The 26,162-nt window shown below is 40.0% G+C and carries 36 protein-coding genes; 24 read left to right on the forward strand and 12 right to left on the reverse strand.

Translation table 11 applies throughout. The features are described 5' to 3' along the window. Nucleotides 1–175: 175 nt before the first annotated feature. From QT76_RS04805 to exbB, 3 genes are read right to left on the reverse strand one after another with little or no spacing between them, the layout of a single operon-like run. Nucleotides 176–1,027, reverse strand: coding sequence for an energy transducer TonB family protein (locus QT76_RS04805; protein WP_033616811.1), 852 nt, complete (start codon nucleotides 1,025–1,027; stop codon nucleotides 176–178). After that, a complete protein-coding gene (gene exbD, locus QT76_RS04810) occupies nucleotides 993–1,382 on the reverse strand; it encodes a TonB system transport protein ExbD (RefSeq protein ID WP_026938218.1) in 390 nt (129 codons plus the stop codon). The genes QT76_RS04805 and exbD overlap by 35 nt, the downstream gene beginning before the upstream one ends. Beyond that, nucleotides 1,379–1,816 carry a TonB-system energizer ExbB gene (gene exbB / locus QT76_RS04815; protein WP_000508569.1) on the reverse strand — a complete coding sequence of 146 codons (438 nt, stop codon included), beginning with the start codon at nucleotides 1,814–1,816 and terminating at the stop codon, nucleotides 1,379–1,381. Before exbB ends, exbD begins: the two co-directional genes overlap by 4 nt. Before the next feature lie 324 nt (nucleotides 1,817–2,140). Between exbB and nikR the strand changes: the two genes are divergently transcribed. Continuing rightward, nucleotides 2,141–2,587, forward strand: coding sequence for a nickel-responsive transcriptional regulator NikR (gene nikR / locus QT76_RS04820; RefSeq protein WP_000379501.1), 447 nt, complete (start codon nucleotides 2,141–2,143; stop codon nucleotides 2,585–2,587). Further along, nucleotides 2,571–3,095, forward strand: coding sequence for a nicotinate (nicotinamide) nucleotide adenylyltransferase (nadD, locus tag QT76_RS04825; protein ID WP_033616812.1), 525 nt, complete (start codon nucleotides 2,571–2,573; stop codon nucleotides 3,093–3,095). The genes nikR and nadD overlap by 17 nt, the downstream gene beginning before the upstream one ends. On the opposite strand, the gene QT76_RS04830 is transcribed toward nadD, so the two are convergent. Further along, nucleotides 3,092–3,853 (reverse strand): J domain-containing protein, encoded by a 762-nt coding sequence (locus tag QT76_RS04830; protein ID WP_033616813.1) that lies wholly within the window; start codon nucleotides 3,851–3,853, stop codon nucleotides 3,092–3,094. The two genes, nadD and QT76_RS04830, sit on opposite strands and share 4 nt — an antisense overlap. Nucleotides 3,854–3,991: 138 nt before the next feature. Here QT76_RS04830 and mnmA point away from each other — a divergent pair, with 138 nt between their 5' ends. Further along, a complete protein-coding gene (mnmA, locus tag QT76_RS04835; RefSeq protein WP_033616814.1) occupies nucleotides 3,992–5,020 on the forward strand; it encodes a tRNA 2-thiouridine(34) synthase MnmA in 1,029 nt (342 codons plus the stop codon). 59 nt (nucleotides 5,021–5,079) lie between these two features. Here the strand turns inward: mnmA and QT76_RS04840 are convergent, their stop codons facing one another. Continuing rightward, nucleotides 5,080–5,772: an NYN domain-containing protein gene (locus QT76_RS04840; RefSeq protein ID WP_033616815.1), complete on the reverse strand. Its 693-nt coding sequence runs from the start codon at nucleotides 5,770–5,772 to the stop codon at nucleotides 5,080–5,082. 205 nt (nucleotides 5,773–5,977) lie between these two features. After that, nucleotides 5,978–7,114: a hypothetical protein gene (locus tag QT76_RS04845; protein WP_033616816.1), complete on the reverse strand. Its 1,137-nt coding sequence runs from the start codon at nucleotides 7,112–7,114 to the stop codon at nucleotides 5,978–5,980. Nucleotides 7,115–7,238: 124 nt separating this feature from the next. Here QT76_RS04845 and dnaJ point away from each other — a divergent pair, with 124 nt between their 5' ends. From dnaJ to QT76_RS04860, 3 genes are read left to right on the forward strand one after another with little or no spacing between them, the layout of a single operon-like run. Next, nucleotides 7,239–8,348, forward strand: coding sequence for a molecular chaperone DnaJ (dnaJ, locus tag QT76_RS04850; protein WP_033616819.1), 1,110 nt, complete (start codon nucleotides 7,239–7,241; stop codon nucleotides 8,346–8,348). Between the two features lie 10 nt (nucleotides 8,349–8,358). After that, complete coding sequence (gene azlC / locus QT76_RS04855) at nucleotides 8,359–9,045, forward strand: azaleucine resistance protein AzlC (protein WP_033616822.1); 687 nt, start codon at nucleotides 8,359–8,361, stop codon at nucleotides 9,043–9,045. Then, nucleotides 9,039–9,395, forward strand: coding sequence for a branched-chain amino acid transporter permease (locus QT76_RS04860; protein WP_000928530.1), 357 nt, complete (start codon nucleotides 9,039–9,041; stop codon nucleotides 9,393–9,395). The genes azlC and QT76_RS04860 overlap by 7 nt, the downstream gene beginning before the upstream one ends. On the opposite strand, the gene QT76_RS04865 is transcribed toward QT76_RS04860, so the two are convergent. Genes QT76_RS04865 through crdA form a run of 4 tightly spaced genes read right to left on the reverse strand, consistent with a single transcriptional unit; the run spans nucleotide 9,376 to nucleotide 15,108 of the window. Further along, a complete protein-coding gene (locus tag QT76_RS04865) occupies nucleotides 9,376–12,483 on the reverse strand; it encodes an efflux RND transporter permease subunit (RefSeq protein WP_033616824.1) in 3,108 nt (1,035 codons plus the stop codon). The genes QT76_RS04860 and QT76_RS04865 overlap by 20 nt on opposite strands. Next, nucleotides 12,484–13,491 (reverse strand): efflux RND transporter periplasmic adaptor subunit, encoded by a 1,008-nt coding sequence (locus tag QT76_RS04870; RefSeq protein WP_033616826.1) that lies wholly within the window; start codon nucleotides 13,489–13,491, stop codon nucleotides 12,484–12,486. Beyond that, nucleotides 13,488–14,726 (reverse strand): copper resistance outer membrane protein CrdB, encoded by a 1,239-nt coding sequence (gene crdB / locus QT76_RS04875; protein ID WP_033616827.1) that lies wholly within the window; start codon nucleotides 14,724–14,726, stop codon nucleotides 13,488–13,490. The genes QT76_RS04870 and crdB overlap by 4 nt, the downstream gene beginning before the upstream one ends. Nucleotides 14,727–14,730: 4 nt before the next feature. After that, nucleotides 14,731–15,108: a copper resistance determinant CrdA gene (gene crdA, locus QT76_RS04880; RefSeq protein WP_033616829.1), complete on the reverse strand. Its 378-nt coding sequence runs from the start codon at nucleotides 15,106–15,108 to the stop codon at nucleotides 14,731–14,733. A gap of 174 nt (nucleotides 15,109–15,282) precedes the next feature. Between crdA and fumC the strand changes: the two genes are divergently transcribed. Further along, on the forward strand, nucleotides 15,283–16,674 hold the full coding sequence (gene fumC, locus QT76_RS04885) for a class II fumarate hydratase (protein WP_033616830.1): 1,392 nt from the start codon (nucleotides 15,283–15,285) through the stop codon (nucleotides 16,672–16,674). A 55-nt stretch (nucleotides 16,675–16,729) separates the two neighbouring features. Beyond that, nucleotides 16,730–17,311, forward strand: coding sequence for a ribonuclease HII (locus tag QT76_RS04890; protein ID WP_033616831.1), 582 nt, complete (start codon nucleotides 16,730–16,732; stop codon nucleotides 17,309–17,311). 4 nt (nucleotides 17,312–17,315) lie between these two features. Here the strand turns inward: QT76_RS04890 and QT76_RS04895 are convergent, their stop codons facing one another. Both QT76_RS04895 and QT76_RS04900 read right to left on the reverse strand, forming a co-directional pair. Next, a complete protein-coding gene (locus tag QT76_RS04895) occupies nucleotides 17,316–17,897 on the reverse strand; it encodes a hypothetical protein (RefSeq protein ID WP_033616832.1) in 582 nt (193 codons plus the stop codon). 207 nt (nucleotides 17,898–18,104) lie between these two features. After that, nucleotides 18,105–19,193: an ATP-binding protein gene (locus tag QT76_RS04900; RefSeq protein ID WP_033616833.1), complete on the reverse strand. Its 1,089-nt coding sequence runs from the start codon at nucleotides 19,191–19,193 to the stop codon at nucleotides 18,105–18,107. A 210-nt stretch (nucleotides 19,194–19,403) separates the two neighbouring features. Here QT76_RS04900 and rpsJ point away from each other — a divergent pair, with 210 nt between their 5' ends. From rpsJ to rpsH, 16 genes are read left to right on the forward strand one after another with little or no spacing between them, the layout of a single operon-like run. Then, entirely contained in the window at nucleotides 19,404–19,718 is a 315-nt protein-coding gene (gene rpsJ, locus QT76_RS04905) for a 30S ribosomal protein S10 (protein WP_000411561.1), read from the forward strand. 36 nt (nucleotides 19,719–19,754) lie between these two features. After that, entirely contained in the window at nucleotides 19,755–20,330 is a 576-nt protein-coding gene (gene rplC, locus QT76_RS04910; RefSeq protein ID WP_000395323.1) for a 50S ribosomal protein L3, read from the forward strand. Nucleotides 20,331–20,364: 34 nt separating this feature from the next. Continuing rightward, complete coding sequence (gene rplD / locus QT76_RS04915) at nucleotides 20,365–21,012, forward strand: 50S ribosomal protein L4 (RefSeq protein ID WP_033616834.1); 648 nt, start codon at nucleotides 20,365–20,367, stop codon at nucleotides 21,010–21,012. A 3-nt stretch (nucleotides 21,013–21,015) separates the two neighbouring features. Beyond that, nucleotides 21,016–21,297, forward strand: coding sequence for a 50S ribosomal protein L23 (locus QT76_RS04920; protein ID WP_000763611.1), 282 nt, complete (start codon nucleotides 21,016–21,018; stop codon nucleotides 21,295–21,297). Nucleotides 21,298–21,312: 15 nt separating this feature from the next. Further along, nucleotides 21,313–22,143 carry a 50S ribosomal protein L2 gene (rplB, locus tag QT76_RS04925; protein WP_000985811.1) on the forward strand — a complete coding sequence of 277 codons (831 nt, stop codon included), beginning with the start codon at nucleotides 21,313–21,315 and terminating at the stop codon, nucleotides 22,141–22,143. A gap of 11 nt (nucleotides 22,144–22,154) precedes the next feature. Continuing rightward, complete coding sequence (gene rpsS, locus QT76_RS04930) at nucleotides 22,155–22,436, forward strand: 30S ribosomal protein S19 (protein ID WP_000091385.1); 282 nt, start codon at nucleotides 22,155–22,157, stop codon at nucleotides 22,434–22,436. A 9-nt stretch (nucleotides 22,437–22,445) separates the two neighbouring features. After that, nucleotides 22,446–22,814, forward strand: a complete 369-nt coding sequence (rplV, locus tag QT76_RS04935; protein ID WP_000030349.1) for a 50S ribosomal protein L22 — start codon at nucleotides 22,446–22,448, stop codon at nucleotides 22,812–22,814. A 3-nt stretch (nucleotides 22,815–22,817) separates the two neighbouring features. Further along, complete coding sequence (rpsC, locus tag QT76_RS04940) at nucleotides 22,818–23,522, forward strand: 30S ribosomal protein S3 (protein WP_000529967.1); 705 nt, start codon at nucleotides 22,818–22,820, stop codon at nucleotides 23,520–23,522. 2 nt (nucleotides 23,523–23,524) lie between these two features. Then, nucleotides 23,525–23,950, forward strand: coding sequence for a 50S ribosomal protein L16 (gene rplP / locus QT76_RS04945; RefSeq protein ID WP_000928961.1), 426 nt, complete (start codon nucleotides 23,525–23,527; stop codon nucleotides 23,948–23,950). After that, nucleotides 23,937–24,137 carry a 50S ribosomal protein L29 gene (gene rpmC, locus QT76_RS04950; RefSeq protein ID WP_000877884.1) on the forward strand — a complete coding sequence of 67 codons (201 nt, stop codon included), beginning with the start codon at nucleotides 23,937–23,939 and terminating at the stop codon, nucleotides 24,135–24,137. Before rplP ends, rpmC begins: the two co-directional genes overlap by 14 nt. A 13-nt stretch (nucleotides 24,138–24,150) precedes the next feature. After that, nucleotides 24,151–24,411, forward strand: a complete 261-nt coding sequence (gene rpsQ / locus QT76_RS04955) for a 30S ribosomal protein S17 (RefSeq protein WP_001092746.1) — start codon at nucleotides 24,151–24,153, stop codon at nucleotides 24,409–24,411. A gap of 2 nt (nucleotides 24,412–24,413) precedes the next feature. Continuing rightward, nucleotides 24,414–24,782 carry a 50S ribosomal protein L14 gene (rplN, locus tag QT76_RS04960; RefSeq protein ID WP_000616110.1) on the forward strand — a complete coding sequence of 123 codons (369 nt, stop codon included), beginning with the start codon at nucleotides 24,414–24,416 and terminating at the stop codon, nucleotides 24,780–24,782. Beyond that, the gene (gene rplX, locus QT76_RS04965; protein WP_000834238.1) at nucleotides 24,782–25,003 is read left to right on the forward strand and encodes a 50S ribosomal protein L24; all 222 of its coding nucleotides are present in this window, start codon (nucleotides 24,782–24,784) and stop codon (nucleotides 25,001–25,003) included. The genes rplN and rplX overlap by 1 nt, the downstream gene beginning before the upstream one ends. Nucleotides 25,004–25,014: 11 nt before the next feature. Then, the gene (gene rplE, locus QT76_RS04970; protein ID WP_000467400.1) at nucleotides 25,015–25,560 is read left to right on the forward strand and encodes a 50S ribosomal protein L5; all 546 of its coding nucleotides are present in this window, start codon (nucleotides 25,015–25,017) and stop codon (nucleotides 25,558–25,560) included. A gap of 9 nt (nucleotides 25,561–25,569) precedes the next feature. Further along, complete coding sequence (locus QT76_RS04975; protein ID WP_001085694.1) at nucleotides 25,570–25,755, forward strand: type Z 30S ribosomal protein S14; 186 nt, start codon at nucleotides 25,570–25,572, stop codon at nucleotides 25,753–25,755. 9 nt (nucleotides 25,756–25,764) lie between these two features. Then, nucleotides 25,765–26,160 (forward strand): 30S ribosomal protein S8, encoded by a 396-nt coding sequence (gene rpsH, locus QT76_RS04980; RefSeq protein ID WP_000245805.1) that lies wholly within the window; start codon nucleotides 25,765–25,767, stop codon nucleotides 26,158–26,160. The last annotated feature ends 2 nt before the right edge of the window (nucleotides 26,161–26,162 follow it).

Genomic DNA, 26,162 nt, shown 5'->3' on the forward strand with positions numbered 1-26,162 from the left:
AATAGATTTTTCTTTGATACAAAGAAACTTCATATTATAAGCAATAAATGGAATTTTATGGCTAATTTTAGCTCTAAATTTTAGAGATTTTGTTTTTTTTTTTTGTAAATTGCGAAAAATAGGGGTTTTGGCCTAACTTTTAAGGCTTAAAAACCGCCCTTAAAAGAAAGACTAATCAGTCTTCTTTCAAGCTATAAGCGATAGGGATTTTTAGATGCACGGTTTCTTCTGGTTTAGGGAATAGATGTGCCGCGCTTTTAATGGCCTCTAAAGCCGCATGGTTTAAAATATCTGTCGTGTTGCTTTTGACGACTTTAATGTCTGTAACGCTCCCATCAGCATTGATCGTAAAGCTCACCAACACTTCGCCCTCAATGCCCCTAATCTGTGCCATTTTAGGGTAGCGGTTTTTAGAAGAAATAGCGGTTTGGATCTTCATTAAAAATTCGTTGCTCACCCCTGGGTTATACGCTTGAGCTTCAGAAGTTGCACCCTCAGAGGTTTTGTTAGACTCTTCTTGCTTGTCTTTTTCTTTGACTACATCTTTAGTCGTTACTTGTTTAGGAGTGCTTTTTTCTTTATCTTCCTCTTTAGCTTCTTCTTTTTTGGGTTCTTCTTTAGGCTCTTCTTTTTTAACCTCTTCAACTTTAGGTTCAGGTTTTGGCTCTGGCTTTGGTTCAGGTTTGGGTTTGGGTTCAGGCTTAGGTTTTGGTTTTGGCTTAGGCTTAGGCTTAGGCTTTGGAATCTCTTTTTTGGGTTCTTCTTTTTTTGGTTCTTCTTTCTTGGGTTTTTCTTTAGGCTCTTCTTTGGGTTTAGCGGATTCGGCATTCGTCTTCACTTTAGAATTGGTGTTAATGCTGGCTAAACTCATGGTAACCTTAGTGGTCCCAGCTTGTGCTAAAGGCTCTGGGGCGTCTTCGCGCAGTAAAAAATAGCCAAACCCTATAGCGTATAGGGCAAAAGAGATTAAAAAGCTAACACTCGTTGAGACTTTACTTAGTTTCTGTGGAGATGGAGAAATTTTCATGATTATGCTCTTTTAAAATATCCATAATGCTGATAAAAGTTTCAAAACGAGAGCTTTTGTCGCTTTTTAAGTCTATAAGGGTTTTAGGGTCTGTTTGTTTGACTACAGCGCTCAAAGCTTCTAAATTCGTCGGTTTGTCATCTACGAAAATATTGTCATGCTCATCCACGGAGATGACCACCACTTTTTGATCGTTTGGTTGGGATTTTTCCGCATTTTTAGCGTTAGGGAGACTGACTTTAATCTTACCTTGCGCGATAAAAGTAGAAATGCTCAACACAATCGCTAGCAAAACGAGCATAATATCAATAAAAGGGACAACATTCAGCCCATCGCCTCTTCTGATGCTTTTCATTTTTTCATGATCCTGAATTTTTCGCTCAAAACATCGGATTTTCTCAATAAGCTATTATAAGCGATCAAAGTGGGAATCGCCACAGCAAGCCCTAGAGCGGTCGCTTTTAAAGCCAAAGACAAACCTACCATGATCGTTTTAGCGTCCATCCCGCCGCTCACACCCATGTCATAGAAAATCACCATGATCCCTAAAACCGTCCCTAATAAGCCCACATAAGGCGCGTTAGAAAAAATCACATAGAGAATGGTTAGATTCTTGGTTAAATCCAAATTCAGGGCATCTATATCGTCATAAGCCTTCAAATCGACTTTAGAATAAAAAATAACCCTTTCAATCACAAACCACAAGGCTAAAAAACTGGCCACGCCAAGCACCGCAAAAACAAATATGTCCACATAATCTTTCAACATTCCCACTGAAAAACCGCCCATAAAAACTCCTTGTCTATGATAAAACAATTCCCTTAAGATTAAAGCAACATGCGATACAGACATACTCTAAAGAGCATGCACTCTTTAAGAAGCATCCGTTCGCATAAACGCTCCAAAATGATAAAGGAATGTTGGTTTGTTGATTATATTGTTTTAATAATAACAAGTCAATGATGATTAAGCTAATAATTACAATCAAATTCAAACGCTCTTATGGCCAACCATTTAAATCCAATCTGTATTATAATTGTTCATTTTAAATTAATTCAATCATACTAGCATGAGCGGCTTTTAACAAACTCATGCCAAAAAGGATTTTCTCAAATGGATACACACAATAAAGACGATTCAATCATCCGCTTTTCGGTTTCTTTGCAACAAAATTTATTGGACGAATTAGACAACCGCATCATTAAAAACGGCTATTCTTCTCGCTCAGAATTGGTGCGCGACATGATTAGAGAAAAATTAGTAGAAGACAATTGGGCAGAAGACAATCCTAGCAATGAAAGCAAGATCGCCGTGCTGGTAGTGATTTATGACCACCACCAAAGAGAATTAAACCAGCGCATGATAGACATTCAGCATGCCAGCGGGACGCATGTTTTATGCACCACGCACATTCATATGGATGCACATAATTGCTTAGAGACCATTATTTTGCAAGGCAATTCGCATGAAATCCAACGCTTGCAATTAGAAATTGGGGGGCTTAGGGGGGTTAAGTTTGCTAAATTGACTAAGGCGTCTAGTTTTGAATACAACGAATAGCGCATTAGGAAGCCAAGAATTAGTGCTCTATGGAGGGAGTTTTGATCCCTTGCACAAGGCTCATTTAGCCATTATTGAGCAAACTTTAGAATTATTGCCATTCGCCGAGCTGATCGTCTTGCCCGCTTATCAAAACCCTTTCAAAAAGCCATGTTTTTTGGACGCACAAACCCGTTTTAAAGAATTAGAATCAGCCTTAAAAGGCATGCCTAGGGTGTTGTTGAGCGATTTTGAAATCAAGCAAGAAAGAGCTGTGCCTACGATAGAAAGCGTTTTGCATTTTCAAAAACTCTATGGTCCTAAAACGCTGTATTTAGTCATAGGGGCGGATTGTTTGAGGCATCTATCTTCTTGGACAAACGCCACAGAGCTTTTAAAAAGGGTGGAACTAGTGGTTTTTGAAAGGATTGGCTATGAAGAGATCCAATTTAAGGGGCGTTATTTCCCTTTAAAAGGCATTGATGCACCGATTTCTTCTAGCGCGATTAGAGCTAGTTTGGGGCTTTAAGCGTGTTTTTTGATGTGGCGATACGCTTCTTGAATGATCGCAAAACGCTTGGCATAAAGAGCCTTTTTTTCTTTCAGATCGCATAAATCAGGGTGGTAGGTTTTAGCCAACTCTAAATAGCGCTTTTTGACTTCGCTGAAATTTTCATGTTTGATAAACCCTAGCGTTTTATAGCATTCTTTTAATTTGCGTTCAGCCATAGTGGTGTAGCTGTCTTTGCCAAAGCCATTAGGGTAGATGAAATCTAAGCATGCGTTATGGACGATTCTATTTTCATTGAGCGTTACAATGAGTTCCCAAAAACGCTCTGAATCGCCTCTTATATGCAATTCATCTTGAGTTTCTAAAAACACACAGCCGCTGAATTTTTGGCGTAAAAACCGCTTGGCGACAGGGTGCTTGGTGATAAAAAGCGCGTATTCTGCCCCAAAGGTTAAAACTTTCACTTCTATCTTTTCTAAAAGCGTGTTTTGATTGATGATTTTGATGCGTATGGGCAAGCGGCTTTTTTGTAAAACCTCTTCTAAAGAATGCATGCTAATATCTTTTTCATGCGTGCATTCAAGGGCATGATAAACCCAATTAAGCAAGTAGTTTTTTTTAAAACATTCTGTGTCGTTTAAGATGAGTAACGATGAAGAGAGCATGTGGCACTGGCTGAAATGTTTTTTAGCGTAGTTTAAAACTTTTTTCAACAAAGGGTGGCTGTTAGGGAGCGCGATTTGCGTGAATTTGGCTAACAATTCAATTTTGGCCATTGCCCTTATTTCTCCATGCGTTTTGATGCGATTTTTAAAAATCTTTAGGTATTTTAGCATGCCAATGGTTAAAAAAAGGTGGTTATGAATGGTTTTTGCGCTAGACTACGAGCCATAACTCATAATGAAAGATTAAAAATGAAAATAGCGGTATTACTCAGTGGGGGGGTGGATAGCTCTTATAGCGCTTATAGCTTAAAAGAGCAAGGGTATGAATTAGTGGGGATTTATTTAAAACTCCATGCGAGTGAAAAAAAACATGATTTATACATCAAAAACGCTCAAAAAGCATGCGAGTTTTTAGGCATTCCTTTAGAGGTGTTGGATTTTCAAAAGGATTTTAAAAGCGCAGTTTATGATGAATTTATCAACGCCTATGAAGAAGGGCAAACCCCTAACCCATGCGCATTGTGCAACCCTTTAATGAAATTTGGGCTAGCTTTGGATCACGCTTTAAAATTAGGGTGTGAAAAGATCGCTACCGGGCATTATGCGAGAGTCAAAGAAATTGACAAAATAAGTTATATTCAAGAGGCTTTGGATAAAACTAAAGATCAGAGTTATTTTTTATACGCTTTAGAGCATGAAGTTATCGCTAAATTGGTGTTCCCTTTAGGGGATTTGTTAAAAAAGGATATTAAGCCTTTAGCCTTGAATGCGATGCCTTTTTTAGGCACTTTAGAGACTTATAAGGAATCTCAAGAAATTTGCTTTGTGGAAAAAAGCTACATTGACACTTTAAAAAAGCATGTTGAAGTGGAAAAAGAGGGCGTGGTGAAGAACCTACAAGGCGAAGTCATTGGCACGCATAAGGGCTATATGCAATACACGATTGGCAAACGCAAAGGCTTTAATATTAAGGGTGCGTTAGAGCCGCATTTTGTGGTGGGGATTGACGCTAAAAAGAACGAGTTGATTGTGGGCAAAAAAGAAGATTTAGCCACGCATTTCCTTAAGGCTCAAAACAAATCTTTAATGAAAGATTTTAAAGATGGCGAATACTTCATCAAGGCTCGTTACAGGAGCGTGCCTGCTAAAGCGTTTGTCAGCTTGAAAGATGAGGTGATTGAAGTGGAATTTAAAGAGCCTTTTTATGGCGTGGCTAAAGGGCAAGCCTTAGTGGTTTATAAAGATGACATCTTGCTTGGCGGGGGCGTGATTGTTTAAAAATTAAAAAACTAAGAGATATGCCTTTTGGCAGTCTCTTAATGTTTTATTGAGTGGCGTTATTGTTGTCGTTTTTTAAAGTGTTGCAATCTAGTGGTTAAATAATCAATATGTTCTTCTAGATCCTCTCTAATATGATTTCCCATAGGATCAAGAGTGAAAATGATGCCTTCAACTCGAGCAAGTTTTGAAGCAGGGACAAAATCGCTATCGCCAGAAATTAAAACGATTTTTTGCACTAATTTTTTCAACGCTAAAGTGGCTATATCAAGTCCTATCTTTATATCAACGCCCTTTTGCTTTGCGTGATAGATAAAATAATCATTTTGAAATTCCTCTATACTTATTATCCTACCAAAAAGTTTCTTTTCTTTTTCTTGGTCACGAATGACCCATCTGGCATTTTTCTCGTCAAGATACCCCAACCTTAACGCCAAGCAAGGTTTAGAAATTAAGTGTTTGTGTAACTCTTCCCTTTCTTTATAGGTTGGGCTTTTGGATAGATTTAGAGCTTTTTTGGTGTATGGATAATGAACCGTTTTCTTTAATGGCTTGCAATCGTAAAAAAATATGCGGTATAATTCTTCACCATTCTTTTTATTGATATGCTTTAGGCAATAAGTATGAATACGGTGTGCTAATTTTTCTGGGTTAAGATCTTCATATTTGTCACCAAACTGCTTTTTAAGATGAGATTTGTAGCATCTTATAAAAAAGTTTCCATCCACAAGTATAGCTACTTTTTTTGACATTCTTAAATCCTAAGTAATATAAGGAAAGCTCCGCCCCTTTCAACCCTTTCAATATTGGGCGACAAGAAACGGATAAAAAATATCTAGGGTTCGCACTTGTATTCTATAGGGTCACAAGGGTCGTGGGATCTCTTGATAAAAGAGATCCTTCCTAGAAGTTATGCCTTTATTTTACTCTAATCTTTTTTGCTTGTCAAGTATTGTCTTACTCCCGCTTAAAATTTTCAAAGCTAGGGAATCCATGCGGATCTAGGCGGATATTTTTAATGGAAGCCTTTTTATCGCTCAAATCACCGCTCAAATTGAAAGGCTTTGGCGTTTTGGCATGCTGTTTGGCTAAAAGGGCTAAAACTCGGGCGTTTAGTGCCATGGTTTCATTCAAAAACGCCATTTGCTTATTTAATTCGCTTAAAAATTCTATATTCAAGGTTTTTAAAGTGTGCTCGTAATTGGCTAAGATTAAAGCATGCTTTTCTTTATTGTTTTTAGCGTCTTTTAATTCTTTGTCCCGCTCTATAAGGGCGTTTTGGTAGCGTTGGTGCAATTCTTTAGCGCATGATTTGAGGTTTTCTTTATCGCATAAAAAATGCGTTTTTAAAGTTTCTAGGCGTTTTTCTAAGGGTAAAAAGGTTTTTAGGGCGTCTTCTTGGGCTTGGATTTGGCTTTGAAGCTTGTTTTTAAATTTTTTCAAACGCATGGCTTTATAGGCTTGAAAATCATGGTTTATGAGAGCGTTGTATTCTAGGGTTTTGTTATGGGATTGTTGGTTATGGGCTTGGTTTTCTAAAACCTGATCGCATAAGGCGTTTAAAGCGCTCATCAAATCCAATTGCGAGAGCAAATGGGCGAGTTTGGGCTCTTTGAGTAAGAAAAGGGCGTTGTTTTGCTCTTGGACTTCTAAAGCGTTTGAAGCCTCTTCTAAATTCTTAACACCGCTCAAATAAGGGCAATGTTCTTGCAAGAAAAGCGTTTGGGATTCTTTGATTAAGCGTTCTTGTTCCATGCTCTCTTTTAAGCGTTTTTCTAAAGCTTGTAATTTTTCTAATTCCAAAGCACTTTGCTTCAATAACGCATCAGTGTCCATAAGGCGGATTTGGCTGGCGTTAAAAAAACGCCTTTGGCTAGTTAGGGTGCTGTTAGCCTTTTTAATTTCTTTAAGTTGATCTTGGTTGTTGGAAAGCACGCTTTGATAGATCCTTAAACTTTCATTGAGTTTATAAAGCATGTCAGAAAGCTGTTCGTTGGAGCGCGAGAGTTTGGCGTTAGTTTGAGAATCAAAAGTCATCATTATCTGCGCGTTTGAAAAGGTTAGAAAAAATAAGAAAAAGCAAAAAAATCTCATGGGGTTATCTTTATTACTATAGTTTCATCGTATTATTTTATCTAAGTTTTGGCATGCGTCAAAACACGCAAAATTATCGCTTTTAAGATAAAATAAGCGTTTTGATGCCATTTTTGGAGCGATCGTGGAATTGAGTTATTATGAAATTTTAGAAGTGGAAAAACACAGCAACCAAGAGACCATTAAAAAGTCTTACAGAAAGCTAGCTTTAAAATACCACCCGGACCGAAACGCTGGCGATAAAGAAGCCGAAGAAAAGTTCAAGCTCATCAATGAAGCCTATGGGGTGTTAAGCGATGAAAAGAAGCGGGCCTTATACGATAGGTATGGCAAAAAAGGCTTAAACCAAGCCGGCTCAAGCCAGAGCGATTTTTCTGATTTTTTTGAAGATTTAGGCTCGTTTTTTGAAGACGCTTTTGGGTTTGGTGCTAGGGGGAGCAAAAGGCAAAAAAGCGCTATCGCACCGGATTATTTGCAAACCATTGAATTGAGTTTTAAAGAAGCGGTTTTTGGCTGTAAAAAAACCATTAAAGCCCAATACCAGAGCGTCTGTGAAAGTTGCGATGGCACGGGCGCTAAAGACAAAGCCCTAGAGACTTGCAAGCAATGCAATGGGCAGGGTCAGGTGTTCATGCGTCAAGGTTTTATGAGTTTTGCACAAACTTGTGGGGCGTGTCAAGGCAAGGGCAAGATCATTAAAACCCCATGCCAAGCGTGCAAGGGTAAAACCTACATTCTTAAAGATGAAGAAATTGATGCGATAATCCCTGAGGGCATTGACGATCAAAACCGCATGGTGCTTAAAAATAAGGGCAATGAATACGAGAAGGGGAAAAGAGGGGATTTGTATTTAGAAGCGCGAGTCAAAGAAGATGAGCATTTCAAGCGCGAAGGCTGTGATTTATTCATTGAAGCGCCGGTGTTTTTCACCACTATCGCTTTGGGGCATACGATTAAAGTGCCGTCTTTAAGAGGAGGCGAATTGGAATTAAAAATCCCTAGAAACGCCAAAGACAGGCAAACTTTTGCGTTTAGAAACGAGGGCGTGAAGCACCCTGAAAGCTCTTATAGGGGGAGTTTGATCGTGGTGTTGCAAGTGATTTATCCTAAAAGCTTGAATAAAGAGCAGCAAGGGTTATTGGAAAAATTGCATGCGAGTTTTGGCTATGAGGGCGAGCCGCATAAAAGCGTTTTAGAAACCTGTATTTCTAAAATTAAAGACTGGTTTAAATAGAGGGTTGTTGATGCATGATTTTCTAAAAGCTTTCAAAGACGCTTTCCCTCATACCATTTCTATCTTTTTAGGGTATTTGCTTATGGGAATGACTTTTGGAATGCTTTTAGTCCAGCAAGGGTATGATTATAAAGTCGCTTTGTTCATGTCGTTATTCATTTATGCTGGGGCGGTGCAATTTGTAGCGATCACGCTTTTAAGCGCGCAAGCGAGTTTGATGAATGTCGTTATTGTGAGCTTGTTAGTGAACGCGAGGCAGACTTGCTATGCGCTTTCCATGCTAGATCGATTTAAAAACACCCAATGGCGTTTGCCCTATTTAGCGCATGCGCTCACGGATGAAACCTTTGCTTTATTGAATTTATACGCTCCTAAAGAGGGGGTTAGTGAAAAAGACTTTATTTTTAGCATTTCCTTACTCAACCACTCTTATTGGATTTTTGGTTCGTTAGTGGGTTCGTTAGTGGGTTCGCATTTTTCTTTTGACACTCAAGGCATGGAATTTGTGATGACAGCGATTTTTATCGTGCTGTTCATGGAGCAATACAAACGCACCACGAACCACAAAAACGCATGGCTTGGGATTTTTATTGCGGTTGTTTGTTTAGCGCTCTTTGGGACTGAATACTTTTTGCTCATCGCCCTAGTTTCAATGCTGCTCGCCCTCATTTTGTTTAGAAAGCAGTTAGAATGTTAATGCATTCTATACTCATTATTTTAGTCATCATAATAACGACTTATTTCACGCGCATTTGGCCTTTTATGGTGTTTAATTCTAAAAACCCGCCTAATGACTTTGTGCGTTATTTGGGTAGGGCTTTATCATGCTCAGTGATAGGCATGCTCGTGATCTATTGTTTTAAAGACATTCACATTTTAAAACCCCCTTACGGGATCAATGAAATCACCGCTTTTTTGTCCGTTATCCTTTTGCACCGCATTTTTAAGGTGTTTGTTTTAAGCATCACGCTCCCTACCATTCTTTATATGGTTTTAGTCCAAAGCCATGCGTTAGAAAAGGCTTTTTTTAATATTCATGTTTCCTAACCCTCGCATTTTTGATCACAAAATACGCCGTAGGGATAATAAAAAGCGTTAAAACAACGCTGCTTATCATTCCCCCTAGCATGGGCGCGGCAATGGATTTCATGATTTCACTTCCTGTGCCATGGCTATACATGATTGGAATGAGTGAAGCTAAAATGCTAAAAAAGGTCATAAGTTTGGGCCTTACCCTAAGCACCGCCCCATGCATGATGGCTTCTTTTAAAGCGGCGCTGTTTTGCTCTTTTAAAGGGGTTTTGATGAATTTTTGAAACGCGTCTTCTAAATAAATAATCATCACAATAGCCGTTTCGCTCGCTACCCCTAAAAGGGCCAAAAAGCCCACTAGCGCTGCCACGCTCATGTTAAAGCCCATGAGATTCATAAAAATTAACCCCCCCAAAAACGCAAAAGGCAGAGTGAAAAAACATAATAAGGAATTAGTGAGATTCTTTAAAGCAAAGACAATTAAAATAAAAATGATAAACACGCTCACCGGCACGATGTATTGTAAGGTTTTAAACGCTTCTTCTAAATACTGGCTTTCGCCGCTAAATTCATAATAATACCCGCTGGGTAATTGGATTTTTTCTAACGCTTTTATTGCTAGTTGTCTGTAAGTGTCAGAGCTGATACCATTTTGCGGCACAATATAAATAAAATTCACGTTCAAGCCCTTTTCGCTCTTTAGCACCGCCGGCGAATTGTCGTAATACACATGGGCTAATTCCCTTAAGGGCATGTAATTGTAAGCGGTTTTGATGTAGAGGTTTTTTAATTTTTCAATGGTGTTTCTATCGGTGTCTTCTAAGCGTAAAGAAATAGGGTAGCTTTCTACGCCTTTAATCATGGTCGTGAGCGTGGCTCCGCCCAGAGCGAATTTGATCGCATCTAACACGGCGTTTTTATTGATGCCATAACGGGCTAAATTTTCATCGTTCAAATCCAGCGTGATGTAGTAGCCATTATTGGATCGCTCGGCAAAGACGGATAAACTCTCTTTTAGGGTTTTGAGCTGTTGCTCCATAAGGATCGCTAATTCTTGTAATTTATCCGTATCGTTACCATAGAGCTTGATGCCTAGGGGCGTTCTAATGCCGGTTAAGAGCATGTCCGTTCTCCCACGAATGGGGTAAGTCCATGAATTGGTCAAGCCTTTTAATTGCAGGGTTTTTTCTAATTTATCCCTAACTTCCTTATAACTGAGCTTTTCTTTCCATTCGTTTTGTGGCTTTAATTCAATGTAGGTTTCTATCATTCCTAATCCGGCGGCATCGGTGCTGGTGTTAGCGCGCCCCACTTTACCAAAAACCTGTTTGACAAAATCCAATCGCTTGATAGCGCTGTTACTTTTTTTCAAATATTCTAAAGCGGTATCAATGCCCACGCCATTAAGCGTTACTGGCATATACATGATTACCCCTTCATTGATTTGGGGGATAAATTCCCAGTTGAGTTTTTTATACGCTACATACAAGCCCCCTAAACCTAAGACGCTCGCTATTAAAAAAGCGTATCTGAACTTAAGCACAAAATCCAAACTCGCGCCATAAATTTTCATGAAAAAAGCGTTAATGGGGTTTTTAGACTCTTCTAAAATCCGCCCTTTAATGAGCCATACCATTAAAACAGGGACTATCGTAATAGAAAGCAGCGCTCCTACTAGCATGGCAAAGGTTTTGGTGTAAGCTAAAGGGGCAAAAAGCTTTTCTTCTTGACCGGTGAGCGCAAAAATTGGTAAGAAAGAAACCACGATAATCATCAAAGCAAAAAATATCGCGCCCCCCACATGCTTAACCCCTTCTATAATGCCATTAACCCTTTGAATATTGTCTTTCGTATCAATGTGTTGCAAGTGCTTGTGAGCGTTCTCCACCATCACAATAGCCGCATCCACCATCGCCCCTATAGCGATCGCAATGCCCCCTAAACTCATGATACTCGCTTCAATATTGAAATAACGCATGAGCAAAAAACTGATGCACACGCTTAAAGGCAGAGTGATAATCACCACTAAAGCGCTCCTGAAATGCAGTAAGAAAATCGCAATAATGACTAGCACAATGACGCTTTCTTCTATGAGCGTGTGGATTAAATTGTCAATGCCTTTTTCAATCAATTCGCTCCTGTCATACACGCTGGTGATTTTCACATCAGGGTTACTCGCTTGTAGGGTGGCGATTTTTTCTTTAATGGCTTTAAGCACCTTATAAGTGTCAGCGTGATAGCGCACCATAACAATCCCCCCCACCACTTCCTTATCGCCATTCAGGTTGGCCGCTCCTCGGCGTGGTTTTGGCACTAGCCTCACGCTGGCTATATCTTTAATCTTTAAAGGGATAGCCCCTTCTTTTTTAACCACAATTTCTTCTAAATCCTTCAAAGATTGGATATAGCCATGCGATCTTATAATTTTTTCAAACCCGTTTTCTAAAATAACGCCCCCACCGGTATCGTTATTGGAATTTTTAATCGCGTTAGCGACTTGTTCCAAACTCAAGTTATAGCGGATCAAAGAATCGTTATTAAGCGTTACTTCATAATCCTTCACAAAGCCCCCCACGCTTGCGACTTCACTCACCCCATCAACCCCTAAAAGCGCATAGCGGTAATAAAAATCTTGCAAGACTTTCAAATCGCTTAAATTCTTGCTATCGCTAGATAAGGCGTATTGATACGCCCAGCCAATAGAAGTGGAATCGCTCCCTATTTCCACTTTAGCGTCCTTGGGGAGGTTACTCACTCGGTTTAATTGCTCTAAAACCCTATCCCTAGCCCAATACAGATTGACGCCGTCTTTAAAAATGATGTAAATCAAGCCGCTTTCATAACTAGAAATCCCCCTAACCGTGTCAATGTTAGCGATGCTCATGAAAGTAGAGACTAATGGGTAAGTAACCTGCTCTTGCACGATTTTAGGGCTTTGATTGGGGTAAGTGATTTGCACGACCACTTGAGCGGGGCTTAAATCCGGCAAAGCGTCTAAACGAACGCTTTTTATCGCCCACAAAGAGGCTAAAAAAATGAGTAGAGTGACTAAAGTGGTAAGGAGTTTGTTTTTAACGCTTAAATCAATGATTTTTTCTATCATTCAATAATCCCCGTTGTTTTGAGCGTCAGCGTCTAGCACGAATAAAGCGTTATTAGCAACTTCTTCGCCCGCTTCTAAACCCTCTAAAATTTCATAACTCCCATCGCTCAAGCGGACGGCTTTAATTTCTAACGGGCTTAAGCCAAAATCGTCTTTTTTAAACACGATAGCTTTCCCCCCCTTAATCAAAACCGCTTCTTTAGGCAAAATCTTCATTTTTTGTGGTTTGTGAAAGATTTCTACTTGAGCGAACATGTTAGGGTAATAAAGAAATTTAAGATTAGGCACATTGAAGCGCGCTTCTAGCATTTTATCTTGTGCATTTATGATGGGGTTGATGTTTTCAAGCGTGATTTCTTGCTTGCCCTTAATCCCTTCTACGAACAAGATCGCTTTATGCGTGTTTTTTAAAAACTCTAAATCCTCTTGATTGACTTTAACAAGCGCCCACAATTGGCTTAAATCTATGATCTGAAACAGCTCTTGCCCTTTTTTAAAAAAGCTCCCCTCATTGAGATCCGGGCTTTTTTTAAAGATAACGCCGTTGAAACGAGAGTAAATAGTGATTGCATTTTGGACTTTATGGCTGCTAATGATTTTTTCAATGCTGGAGTTTTCTAGCCCCAATAGTTTTAATTTTTCTTTAATCGCTCCCACTTGCTGGTTGAATTTCAATGATGATAGCAATTCGCTTTGAACGCTCACTAATTCAGGGGAATACACGCTCAATAGTTTATCGCCCTTTTTAATGGGGGTATAGGTTTTATTCGCATAAAGCTTTTCCACATAGCCATCAAAACGCAAGGTTTGAGAAAAAATCAGCGCTTCATTAGGCTCTAAAATCGCGTAATAGTGCCGGCTTTGGGCGAATTCTTTTTCTATGACCTTAGTGGTGGAAATATTGAAATGGGTTTGGCTTTTAATTTCTTTAGTTTCTTTAATTTCTTGAGCGTTAGCGAATAAGGGGCTAAAAAATAAAATCAAGGCGAACAATAAAAGCCGTTTCATTCTAATCCTTTAAGGTTTTGTAAGGACAAATAAGCGCTATTTAAAGCGCTTAAGGTTTCAAGCTGGGTGATTTGGATAGTGATTTTGTCATTAAAAGCGTTGTAATAAGCGTTGTAATCGCCATTAGATTTCAAATCAAGCGCATAAATTTGCGCGATTTTTTCATTCTGCTTGATGATTTTATTGATCGCTTCCAGGTTTTTTTGCAAGGTTTCTAATTTTTTAAGGAGTTTTAGGGCCAGGTGGTGCGTTTTGTTTTTGGTGTTTTCCACTTCGCTTTTAAACACCAAGCTTTCTTTTTTCTTCTGCTCCACTAATTTAGCCTGCTTGCCATAAAGGGGCAAAGGGATAGACAAAGCGACGCTAAACATGTCGTAGTTGTAGTATTGTTTGGAGCGGAAATAATACACCCCGGTAACATTTACGTCTTCTAAAAAGCTTTTTTTAGCCAAAGTGATGTCTTTTTGCGCTTTTTCTTCATCAAGCCTGGCGATCGCAATATCGTAATTAGTGGCACTAATGTTATACAACTCTTGCTCCTTATTAAATTCAAAATTTTTAGGAGCAATGCTCAAAATCTCGTTTTCTTTAAAAGTCAATTCACCCATGGAATAATGGCTGCTAGACAAGGCTTCTTCTAAATTGTTTTTTTTGATTTCTAATTGCGATTTTAAAATTTCTAGCTTGGCGATCGCTATTAAATCGGGCGAACTGGAATGGTTGGCTTGATAAAGGGTGTTTTCTAAATTTTTAATCGCTGTCTTTAAAAGCTCTATTTCTTGTTGGTTTTTATAATTTTCAATGCCGTTTATCATTAAATTAATCACCAATTGCTGCTTGGTTTTTTTAAGCTCTAATATCTTTTTTTGCTTTTCTAAGTTAATCATTTTAGACTGCGTGAGTTTTTTACCATTTAAATCCACTTTTTGAGACAAACCCAAGCTCATGTTTTGCATTAAGGTGCTATCCAGCCTGAAAAAGTCGCTCACGTTAGCGTTGTTATAGCCTAAATACAAAATAGGGTTATCCCATTTGCTAACGACTTTTTCTTGAGAATTTAAAGCGTCAATTTGCTCTTGTAAGGCTTGTATTTTTTGATTTTTAGAAAGGTATTTAGCCACAAAAGTTTGGATCTCTAAATCTTTAGCCAAACCCAAACTAAAAAGCAGTAACAAGGCTGTTAAAAGACGTATTGAAACGCCCCTTTTATCAAACGCGCTTATAAAAGATAGCATGCACTTATAAATCCAGACTTGTTTTAGCGCGATAAACTTTGCCTTCTTTGGATTTAATATCCACCCTCACCTGCCATGTCCCATTCATAGAAAGATTGGTTTTAGCTTCATAAAGGCCGTTTTTTTCACTCACTTGCGCCATTTCTTTCATCGCTGGCATGCCAGGCATTTCAGGCATCATAAACTGCACCCTAACGATAGCTTTTTCTAAAGCCTTACCTTTTAAAGTGGGGCTAAGCACAAAAGTGTTATCGCCTTTAATGGGGTTACCCACGGATTTGATTTTCACTTCCAAGTCATTGGCTTTTAGGGTTTGCTCCCATGCGTTCAAACTCATAACCCCCAACACGCTCATTAAAAATAAAGCGGCTAACTTCTTCATCGTTTTGACCTTTACATTAAGATAACAAGAAAATTCTTGTTGCGGATTAATGATAACCCTCTTTTGTGTAAAAATTGTGGAAATGGTTTTTAAAAAAATGGGGGTTTTAAGTAGAAGGTATAAGAGTTTATGCTATTTTTTTAAGGTTTTAAAATCAAATTTCAAAGGATTAGTATGCAATTTAGAATTGAACATGACACGATGGGCGAAATCAAAGTAGATGATAGCCAATACTGGGGGGCTCAAACGCAACGCAGTCTTGAAAACTTTAAAATCGGCACTGAAAAAATGCCTAAAGAACTCATTGGCGCGTTTGCCAAACTCAAAAGGAGTCTGGCGGTAGTTAATCACAAGTTAGGGAAATTAAGCCCAGAAAAATCCCAAGCCATTATCAAGGCGTGCGATTGCATTTTAAAAGGCGAGCTGTGCGGCGAATTCCCGTTAGCGATATGGCAAACAGGGAGCGGGACTCAAACGAATATGAATCTCAATGAAGTCATTGCCAATAAGGCTACAGAAATTTTAGGGGGTAATTTCAGGGAGAAAAAACTCATCCACCCTAACGATGATGTGAACATGTCTCAAAGCTCCAACGACACTTTCCCTACCGCAATGCACATTGTGAGCGTGCTAGAAATCACGCATAAGTTACTGCCCAGTTTAGAGAATTTGTTAAAGACCTTTAAAGACAAAAGCCAACAATTTAAAGAGATTGTCAAAATCGGGCGCACGCATTTACAAGACGCTACGCCTTTGACTTTGGGGCAAGAATTTAGCGGGTATGCGAGCATGTTAGAGCATTCTAAACAACAAATTTTAGAGAGTTTGGAGCATTTAAGAGAATTAGCCATAGGCGGGACTGCCGTAGGCACAGGGTTAAACGCTCATAAAGAATTGAGCGAAAAAGTGGCTGAAGAATTGAGCCAGTTTAGCGGCGTGAAATTCATTTCTGCGCCCAATAAATTCCACGCGCTCACTAGCCATGACGCTATCGCTTATGCGCATGGGGCTTTTAAGGCTTTAGCGGCGAATTTAATGAAAATCGCTAACGATATTAGATGGCTTGCGAGCGGGCCGCGCTGTGGTTTGGGCGAGCTTAATATCCCTGAAAACGAGCCGGGTAGCTCTATTATGCCCGGTAAAGTCAATCCCACGCAATGCGAAGCGATGACAATGGTGGCCGTGCAAGTGATGGGGAATGATACCGCTATTGGCATTGCGGCCAGTCAGGGTAATTTTGAATTGAATGTGTTCAAACCGGTGATCATTTATAATTTCTTGCAAAGTTTAAGGCTCTTAAGCGATAGCATGGAAAGTTTTAATACCCATTGCGCAAGCGGTATTGAGCCTAATAGAGAAAAAATTGATTATTACTTGCACCATTCTTTAATGCTAGTAACCGCCCTAAACCCGCATGTAGGCTATGAAAACGCCGCTAAAATCGCTAAAAACGCCCACAAAAAAGGCATTTCTTTAAAAGAAAGCGCGGTGGAATTGAAACTCTTGAGCGCTGAAGATTTTGACAAATTCGTGGTGCCTGAAAAGATGATCGGGCCTAAGGCTTGAAACCTTGGGCGTGCGAGATGAAACCTGAAAAAACCACTCATTTGGTTGCGTATCAATGACTCTAGGCATTGATGAAGCGGGTAGGGGGTGTTTGGCCGGTTCGCTTCTTGTGGCTGGGGTGGTGTGTGATGAAAAAATAGCCTTAGATTTTCTAAAAATGGGCCTTAAGGATAGCAAAAAGCTCAGCCCCAAAAAGCGCTTTTTCTTAGAAAATAAAATCAAATCGCATGATGAGGTGGAATTTTGCATCATTAAAAAGAGCGCAGATGCAATTGATCGCTTGGGCTTGGGGGTGTGTTTGAAACTCGCTGTGCAAGAAATTTTAGAAACGCTAAGCCCTTTAGCTCAAACAATCAAGATAGACGGCAACACGGCGTTTGGCTTCAATAAACGCTACTCTAATTTGCAAACGATCATCAAGGGCGATGAGAAAATCGCTCAAATCGCTATGGCGTCTGTTTTGGCAAAAACTTCCAAAGATAGGGAAATGCTAGGATTGCACGCCTTGTTTAAGGAATACGGCTGGGATAAGAATTGCGGGTATGGGACTAAACAACACATAGAAGCGATTGCTAAGCTAGGGGCTACGCCCTTTCATCGGCATAGCTTTGCGCTTAAAAACCGCTCGCTTTTTTAAACCATTAGATATGGAATAACGCCTTGTTGAGAATGGCGCTGAGATTGGTAGCGCTCGTTGGAGTGAGATTAAGATTTTTCCTTTTAAAGTAAGCGATAAGTTCTTCAGGCTGAATGAAAGGGAATTGCACCATAACATACACACGATGGTTGATGGCATCCACATACCTTTTAGCCAAAATGGATTTAGATGTTAAAAAATCAACAAGCCCAAATAAATGGCTGATAACGTTATTTTTAGCTTGAAGCGCTTTAACAATGCGATTGCACATTTTTGTAGTGATTAAAACGCTTTCTAAAGTGCTGTAAGCGTTCATTCTAGCCCTTAAAAAAGCCACTTTTTTAGCGTTCTCTTCAGGGGGTAATTTGTCATCATAGGGAATATAGTTGGAATAAAAATCGTTTCTTTTACCGGAAATAGAAGCCGATCCGACATATTGATTGGGCGGGTTCTTTTCGTTAAAAAGATTGACTTTAAGCCAACTAGGGTAGTCTGCGATGTCTTGCAAACTCTCAGCATGCGCTGTTTGAGTGAAAAGGCTTAGGGATAACAAGGCGCAAAGACTTAATTTTGTCAATGTTTTCATTATAGCTTCCTTTCTATAAATATTAAAATGCCCTACGCTTTTAGGGTAGGTTGGTATTTCTCAAAAAAGCGAAATACTAGGATAGCTTATAGTGGGTTAGCTTAAGAAAACATAAAAAATATAATAATAATTCGTAAAAATTAGTAATAATAAGTATATAAGTATATAAGTATATAAGTATATAAGTATATAAGTATATAATAACTATTATACCAAAATAGATTGAATATCCAAAGAAAAATCAATGAAATTGAGGTGTTTGTAGGGGGGATTATTGGCTGGAATGGGGGCGTTGATAGAAACCACCACGATATTTAAAAACCCATGCTCATGGCACCATAAAAGCTGTTTTTCTAAAAAATGGGGCGTGGGGAAAGCGTGGGCGATGAGAGCGAGCTTGTTGGTAGGATTTTCGCACAAGATAAAAATCCCGTTATCATGGGAGTAAAGCTCATGGCTGGGGAATTGCTTGTAAAGCTCTAAAAAAACCATGTTTTCAAAAACGCTCAAAAGCGAGGGGCTAGGAGTCAGGCTATAAGGCAAGGCAAAATCGCACAAATACAATTTGGTTTTATTATTTTCAAAACTGGGGACTAAAAAAAGGATGCGTTGTTTTTCTAGCGCGTGTAAAAATTTATAGAGGGTGTCTTTAGAAGTTTTAAGCTCTTTTTTGAATTGCGTATAAAGATAAAAAGCACTCACAAACTTAGATTGATGCGCACAGATTTTAGCCATTAAGGGGGCGTAAGTTTGAAAGGCTAGTTTGATATTTTCTTGTTTTTTTAGGATTTTTTCTTGCTCGTTTTCTGTAAAAAGCGAATCTAAAGCGTTGCCGTCTCTTAAAAAGCGGTTAAACAGGGTGTTTTTAGGGGTGTTGGGCTTGAAAAAGCTAATGTATTCTTTGAAATTCAACCCTAACGCATAGCGCAAGCTAAAATCGGGCGCTGTTATGGGGCTTAAACAATTAGGGATAAGAACGATTTTAGGGAGCTTAGGCAGGCTGAAATCCAACCGCTCTATATTGTCTAAAATGAGCAAATCCATTTTCTTTTCCAAATGCCATTTTAAAAGCCATGAGCTTAGAATGTTTTGGTTCAAACGCATGTCATTGTAATTGAGATACACAGGGTTTTTAAAATCCTTCGCTAGTTTGAGGGCGAAAGTGGTTTTACCGGATTTCATCGGCCCTAAAAGACAGATTTTATCGCTTGAAGGTGGGTTTGAAAGCGGGTTGTTTAAGGCCGGCTCTTTAGGGGTTTCAAAAGGCCCAAAAGGGTGCAAGCAAGAAAGGGGCATGAACTTCCTTTCAAATGAGATTGGATTAAGATAAGCGTAGCGCGTTTTTTTATATTTCCTTATAAAAAGGAAGTAAAAATCTCTAAAAAGCCCTAAAAATAGCAAAAGTTATTGACTAAATGGCGCATTTTGAGTAGTATTTCAGTTTTTATTTTATTGTTTTTATTCTGTTTTGAGTAACGAATAAAACGAGTTCTTTTAGGAGAGTTTATGGAAAAAATCAGGTTGAAGCTCAAAGCTTATGACCATAGAGTGTTGGATCGCTCTGTTGTGGCTATCGTGGAAGCCGTAAAGCGCTCAGGTTCTGAAATTAGAGGGCCTATCCCTTTACCGACTAAGAATAAGCGTTACACCGTTTTACGATCCCCGCATGTCAATAAGGATTCAAGAGAGCAGTTTGAGATTAGGGTTTATAGCCGATTGATTGATATTATTTCGGCCACCCCAGAAACCGTGGATAGCTTGATGAAGTTGGATTTAGCTCCTGAAGTGGATGTAGAAGTAACTTCTATGGAAACGAAGTAGTCCTAACGCATTGAGATCATAAAATAAGGGTTAGATATGGAATTTTTAGTTCAAAAGATAGGCATGAGCCGCACGATTGACGCTAACAGCACGCCTGTAACCTTGCTTAAAGTCTTGCAAGCGAAAGTGTGCCAGCTAGAAAATGGGAAAGCTTTAGTGGCCTATGCGATGCATAAAAAACACAATAAGGCGATTGAAGGCCAGCAAAAGAAATACCAACTCAGCAAAGAGTTTAACCATTTCGCTACCTTAAAAGCTTCCCAACAACAAGAGTTGGGCGATTTGGATTTGAGCGCTTTAGAAACGCTTAAAAGGGTTAAAGCGAGCTTTAAAACGAAGGGGAGAGGCTTTGCGGGGGTGATGAAGCGTTGGAATTTCCAAGGCGGGCCTGCAGCGCATGGGAGCCGATTCCATCGCCGTCCTGGTTCTATTGGTAACCGAGAATGGCCAGGAAGAGTGCAAAAGGGTAGGAAAATGGCAGGGCATTATGGCAATGAGCTAGTTACTTGCCAAAACGAGGTGCTCTCTTTTGATAAAGAAAGTATGGTGTTAGTGCTAAAGGGTTCAGTGGCCGGCTTTTCTGGGGCTTATGGACGCATTAGAGCGGTATAAAACCATACATTGAATATAATATAAAGGGTTTGATATGAGTAAGGCCATCGTTTTAGACAGCCATTTGAAAGAAAAGGGTAGCGTGGAGTTACCTAAAAGATATGAGGGTATCAACAGCCATAACCTCTATCTTTATGTGAAACATTATTTATCTTCTGCGCGCGCTAATACCGCTAAAAGTAAAAACCGCGCTGAAGTGAGCGGGGGCGGTAGGAAGCCTTGGGCGCAAAAAGGGGGCGGAAGGGCTAGAGCAGGGAGCATCACTTCGCCTGTGTTTGTGGGTGGGGGTGTCTCTCATGGGGCTACGAATAAGCGCAACTACAACCTTAAGATCAATAAAAAACAAAAACGCTTGGCTTTAGAATACGCTTTAGAAGAAAAAGCGCAAGCGAATAAGCTTTTTGTGGTGGAAAAGATCGCTATAAAAGGCGTGGTTGAAGACAATAAAAGAAAGCATTTGACTAAAGAAGCCAACCAAATGTTCCAGGCTTTAGATCAACGAGACGCTTTGTTTGTGTGCATGAACATGGACGAATACACCGAGTTAGCCTTTAGTAACCTTAAAAAATGCCTTATTGTTGATGTGAGCGAGTTAAACGCTTATCTTTTAGCGGCGTTTAGCTCTGTGATGATGGAAGAAGCGGCGTTTCAGCATGTGGTGCAAGATAAGACAGAGGAGTAAAAAATGGCAGACATCATGGATATAAAGTCAATTCTTTACACTGAAAAGTCATTAGGATTGCAAGAAAAAGGTGTTTTAGTGGTCCAAACGGCTCAACATGTAACTAAAAACCAGCTCAAAGAAGTGTTTAAAACTTACTTTGGCTTTGAGCCTTTGAAAATCAATTCTTTGAAACAAGAAGGTAAGGTGAAACGCTTTAGAGGGAAGCTTGGACAAAGAAAGTCGTTTAAGAAATTTTATGTGAAAGTTCCAGAGGGCGCTAGCATTGCCGCCCTTGGCGCGTAGAAAGGAGAAAGCGTTATGGCGATTAAAACTTATAAGCCCTACACCCCAAGCAGACGCTTCATGTCGGTGTTGGACTCTAAAGACATTACCGCAAAAAGCAGTGTCAAAGGCTTACTCACTAAGCTTAAAGCAACAGCAGGGAGAAACAATAACGGGCGCATCACCAGCCGCCACAAAGAGAGAGGGGCTAAAAAACTCTATCGCATTATTGATTTCAAACGCAACAAATACAATATTGAAGGGAAAGTGGCTGCGATTGAGTATGATCCTTACAGAAACGCGCGCATCGCTCTTGTAGTCTATCCTGATGGGGACAAACGCTATATTTTACAGCCAAGCGGTTTGAAAGTGGGCGATAGCGTTATCGCTGCTGAAGGCGGTTTGGATATTAAAGTAGGCTTTGCGATGAAGTTAAAAAATATCCCTATAGGAACGGTGGTGCATAACATTGAAATGCATCCGGGGGCTGGCGGGCAATTAGCCAGAAGCGCTGGGATGAGCGCTCAAATCATGGGTAGAGAAAATAAATACACTATCCTTAGGATGCCAAGCTCTGAAATGCGCTACATTCTAAGCGAATGCATGGCGAGTGTTGGCGTGGTAGGGAATGAGGATTTTATCAATGTCTCTATCGGTAAAGCAGGGCGTAACCGCCACAGAGGGATTCGCCCACAAACTCGTGGTAGCGCGATGAACCCAGTGGATCACCCGCATGGTGGGGGTGAGGGTAAAACAGGGACAAGCGGTCATCCTGTATCGCCTTGGGGCACTCCAGCTAAGGGCTATAAAACTAGAAAGAAAAAAGCTAGCGACAAGCTCATCATTTCCAGAAAGAAACATAAATAAAGGGTTAAAGAATGTCTAGGTCAATTAAAAAGGGTCCTTTTATAGACGACCATTTGATGAAAAAAACGCTCAAGGCAAAAGAGGGTAAGGATAACCGCCCGATTAAAACATGGTCTAGAAGAAGCACCATTTTGCCTGAAATGATTGGTTTTACTTATAATGTGCATAACGGAAGGGTTTTTGTCCCTGTGTATATCACAGAAAACCATGTGGGTTATAAGTTAGGGGAATTCGCTCCTACAAGAACTTTTAAAGGGCACAAAGGCAGTGTCCAAAAAAAGATTGGCAAGTAAGGGGGTAGAATGAGTAAAGCGTTATTAAAATTTGTGCGGTTATCTCCTACTAAAGCCAGATTGATTGCAAGACAGATTCAAGGCATGAACGCTGAATTAGCGATCGCTAGTTTGGAATTTACGCCCAATAAAGCGGCTAGAGTGCTTTCAAAAGTAGTGGCTTCTGCGGTCGCTAACGGCTCTTTAGACGCCAAAAGCGCTCTGATTGTTTCTTGCAGAGTGGATGCTGGCCCTGTGCTTAGGCGCTCCATTCCAAGGGCTAAAGGCAGAGCCACAGCCATTAGAAAGCCAACATCTCATGTATTCGTAGAAGTAGCAGAAGGGAAAGAAATGAAATCTTCTAAAAGCCATAAAAAAAATCAAGCAGAAGGTAAGTAGGGCATGGGACAAAAAGTTAATCCGGTAGGTTTAAGATTAGGTATTAATAGGAATTGGACTTCCAGATGGTTCCCTAGCGCTCGCACCGCTCCAAGCAATATTGATGAAGACAATAAGATTAGGAAATTCCTTAAAAAAGAGCTTTATTACGCTGGCGTGAGCGAGATTGTGATTGAAAGGGCGGCTAAAAAACTGCGCGTTACGGTCGTAGCGGCTCGCCCAGGGCTTATCATCGGTAAAAAAGGCGTGGATATTGAAAAAGTCAAAGAAGGCCTAAAAACGCTCATCAAAAAAGAAGTCTCCATTAATATTAAAGAAGTCAAACGCCCCCAAGCTGATGCGCAATTAGCCGCAGAAAATGTGGCCACCCAACTAGAAAAAAGGGTCGCTTTCCGCCGCGCGATGAAAAAGGTCATGCAAGCGGCGTTAAAATCCGGCGCTAAAGGGATCAAGGTGTGCGTTTCTGGCCGTTTAGCAGGGGCTGAAATCGCCCGCACTGAATGGTATATGGAAGGGCGCGTGCCTTTACACACTTTAAGGGCTAAGATTGATTATGGCTTTGCTGAAGCGATGACGGTCTATGGTATTATTGGCGTGAAAGTGTGGATTTTCAAAGGGGAAGTTTTGCAAAAAGGCATCCAATTTGAGAAAAAAGAAGAGGCTAAAGAAGAAAGAGAGCCTAGAAGAAGCAGAAGAGGGAGGCAATAATCATGTTAATGCCAAAAAGAACAAAATACAGAAAGCAAATGAAAGGGCGCAATCGTGGGAAAGCCCATCGTGGTAACTCTATTGCGTTTGGGGATATTGCGATTAAAGCCATAGAGCATGGGAGGATTGATTCACGCCAGATTGAATCCGCAAGGGTGGCTATGACAAGGCACATTAAAAGAGCGGGTAAGGTGTGGATTAGAGTGTTCCCTGATAAGCCTTTGACCGCTAAGCCTTTAGAAACCAGGATGGGTAAAGGTAAAGGCTCTGTGGAAAAATGGGTGATGAATATCAAGCCGGGCAGAATCGTTTATGAAATGCTAGGCATTGAAGAAGGACTAGCGAGAGAAGCTTTAGCGTTAGCTCAGAGCAAACTTCCTTTTAAAACCAAAATTGTAACTTGTGAGAGCGAAAATGAAATATACTGAATTGAAAGATAAGAGTATCAAGGAATTAGAAGAGTTGTTGCATGCTAAGAAAGCGGAGCTTTTTGAGTTGCGCGTTAAGTTAAAGGCTATGCAATTGAGTAATCCTAACGAGATTAAGAAAGCCAGAAGAAATATCGCTCGCATTAACACGGCCATTAATGCGCATTATTCTTCTAGCGTTGAGTAAAAAAGGGTAGGCAATGAATACGAAAGAGCCGCATAAAAGGCTGGTGCAAGGCAAGGTTATCAGCAAGTTTGCTGAAAAAAGCGCTGTGATTCTTGTGGAAAGAAAAGTGGTGCATGAAAAATACCGCAAGATTGTTAAAAAGTTCAAAAAATACACCATCCATGATGAAAACAATCAGGTGAAAGTAGGGGATTTTGTGAGCGCGATTGAATGCAGACCGCTTTCTAAAACCAAGTCCTTCACGCTTAAAGAAATTTTAGTAGTGGGAGTATAAGCATGATACAGAGTTTTACAAGATTGAATGTCGCTGACAATAGCGGCGCTAAAGAAATCATGTGCATTAAGGTGTTAGGAGGCAGCCACAAACGCTATGCGAGCGTGGGTAGCGTGATCGTGGCTTCTGTGAAAAAAGCTATCCCTAATGGCAAGGTGAAACGCGGTCAAGTCGTCAAAGCCGTTGTGGTGAGAACGAAAAAAGAAATCCAAAGGAAAAATGGTTCTTTGGTGCGTTTTGATGACAATGCAGCGGTGATTTTGGACGCTAAAAAAGATCCTGTTGGCACAAGGATTTTTGGGCCAGTGAGCCGAGAAGTGCGTTACGCTAATTTCATGAAAATTATTTCTCTAGCGCCGGAGGTTGTATAATGAAAAGCGAAATCAAAAAAAATGACATGGTGAAAGTCATTGCAGGAGACGATAAGGGTAAGGTCGCTAAGGTTTTAGCGGTGTTGCCTAAGACTTCTCAAGTGGTTGTTGAAGGGTGTAAGGTGGTGAAAAAAGCGATTAAACCCACTGATGATAACCCTAAAGGGGGCTTTATCCATAAAGAAAAGCCCATGCACATTTCTAATGTGAAAAAAGCTTAAGGAGTTAGGTAGTGTTTGGTTTGAAACAATTTTATCAAAGTGAAGTGAGAACAAAACTCGCTCAAGAATTAGACATCAAAAACCCCATGCTTTTACCCAAGCTAGAAAAAATCGTTATCAGCGTGGGCGCTGGGGCTCATGCAAAAGACATGAAAATCATGCAAAATATCGCGCAAACGATTTCTTTGATTGCAGGTCAAAAAGCGGTTATCACTAAAGCGAAAAAATCCGTTGCAGGCTTTAAGATCAGAGAAGGCATGGCGGTAGGGGCGAAAGTTACCTTAAGGAATAAACGCATGTATAATTTCTTAGAAAAGCTGATTGTGATTTCGTTACCCAGAGTGAAAGATTTTAGAGGGATTTCACGAAATGGTTTTGATGGGCGTGGGAATTACACCTTTGGGATCAATGAGCAATTGATTTTCCCGGAAGTGGTTTATGATGATATTATGGTCAGTCATGGCATGAACATCACTATGGTAACTTCTACGGACAACGATAAAGAAGCGTTCAAGTTGTTAGAATTGCTTGGATTGCCTTTTGCAAAAGTGAGATAAGGGGTTAATATGGCTAAAAAATCAATGATCGCAAAAGCTCAAAGGAAACCAAAATTTCAAGTAAGGGCTTATACCAGATGCCGCATTTGTGGGAGACCTCATTCGGTTTATAGGGATTTTGGACTTTGTAGGGTGTGCCTTAGAAAAATGGGCAGTGAGGGACTCATCCCAGGCTTGAGAAAAGCCAGTTGGTAAGGATAAGATATGGTAAATGATATAATTGCAGATTCATTAACTCGTTTGAGAAACGCTTCTATGCGCCGCTTAGAATTCACACAGCTTTATTACGCAAAGATCGTGGTTTCCATTTTAGAGATTTTTAAAGAAAAAGGTTTCATTAAAGATTTCAATGTCAAGGATAAAGACAAGAAGCAATCGGTTTATGTGCAATTGGCTTATGATGAAAAAGGGCATTCAAAAATCAGCGAAGTGAAGCGCTTAAGCAAGCCTGGTCGTCGTGTGTATAAACAAAAAAACGAGTTGAAGCGCTTTAAAAATGGCTATGGCGTGATTGTGGTAAGCACTTCTAAAGGGGTGATCACCAACGAAGAAGCTTACAGACAAAATGTCGGTGGCGAAGTGCTTTGCAGCATTTGGTAAAG

It is taken from the genome of Helicobacter pylori SA37A, assembly GCF_000476015.1.
GTDB classification, from domain to species: Bacteria; Campylobacterota; Campylobacteria; order Campylobacterales; family Helicobacteraceae; genus Helicobacter; species Helicobacter pylori_DB.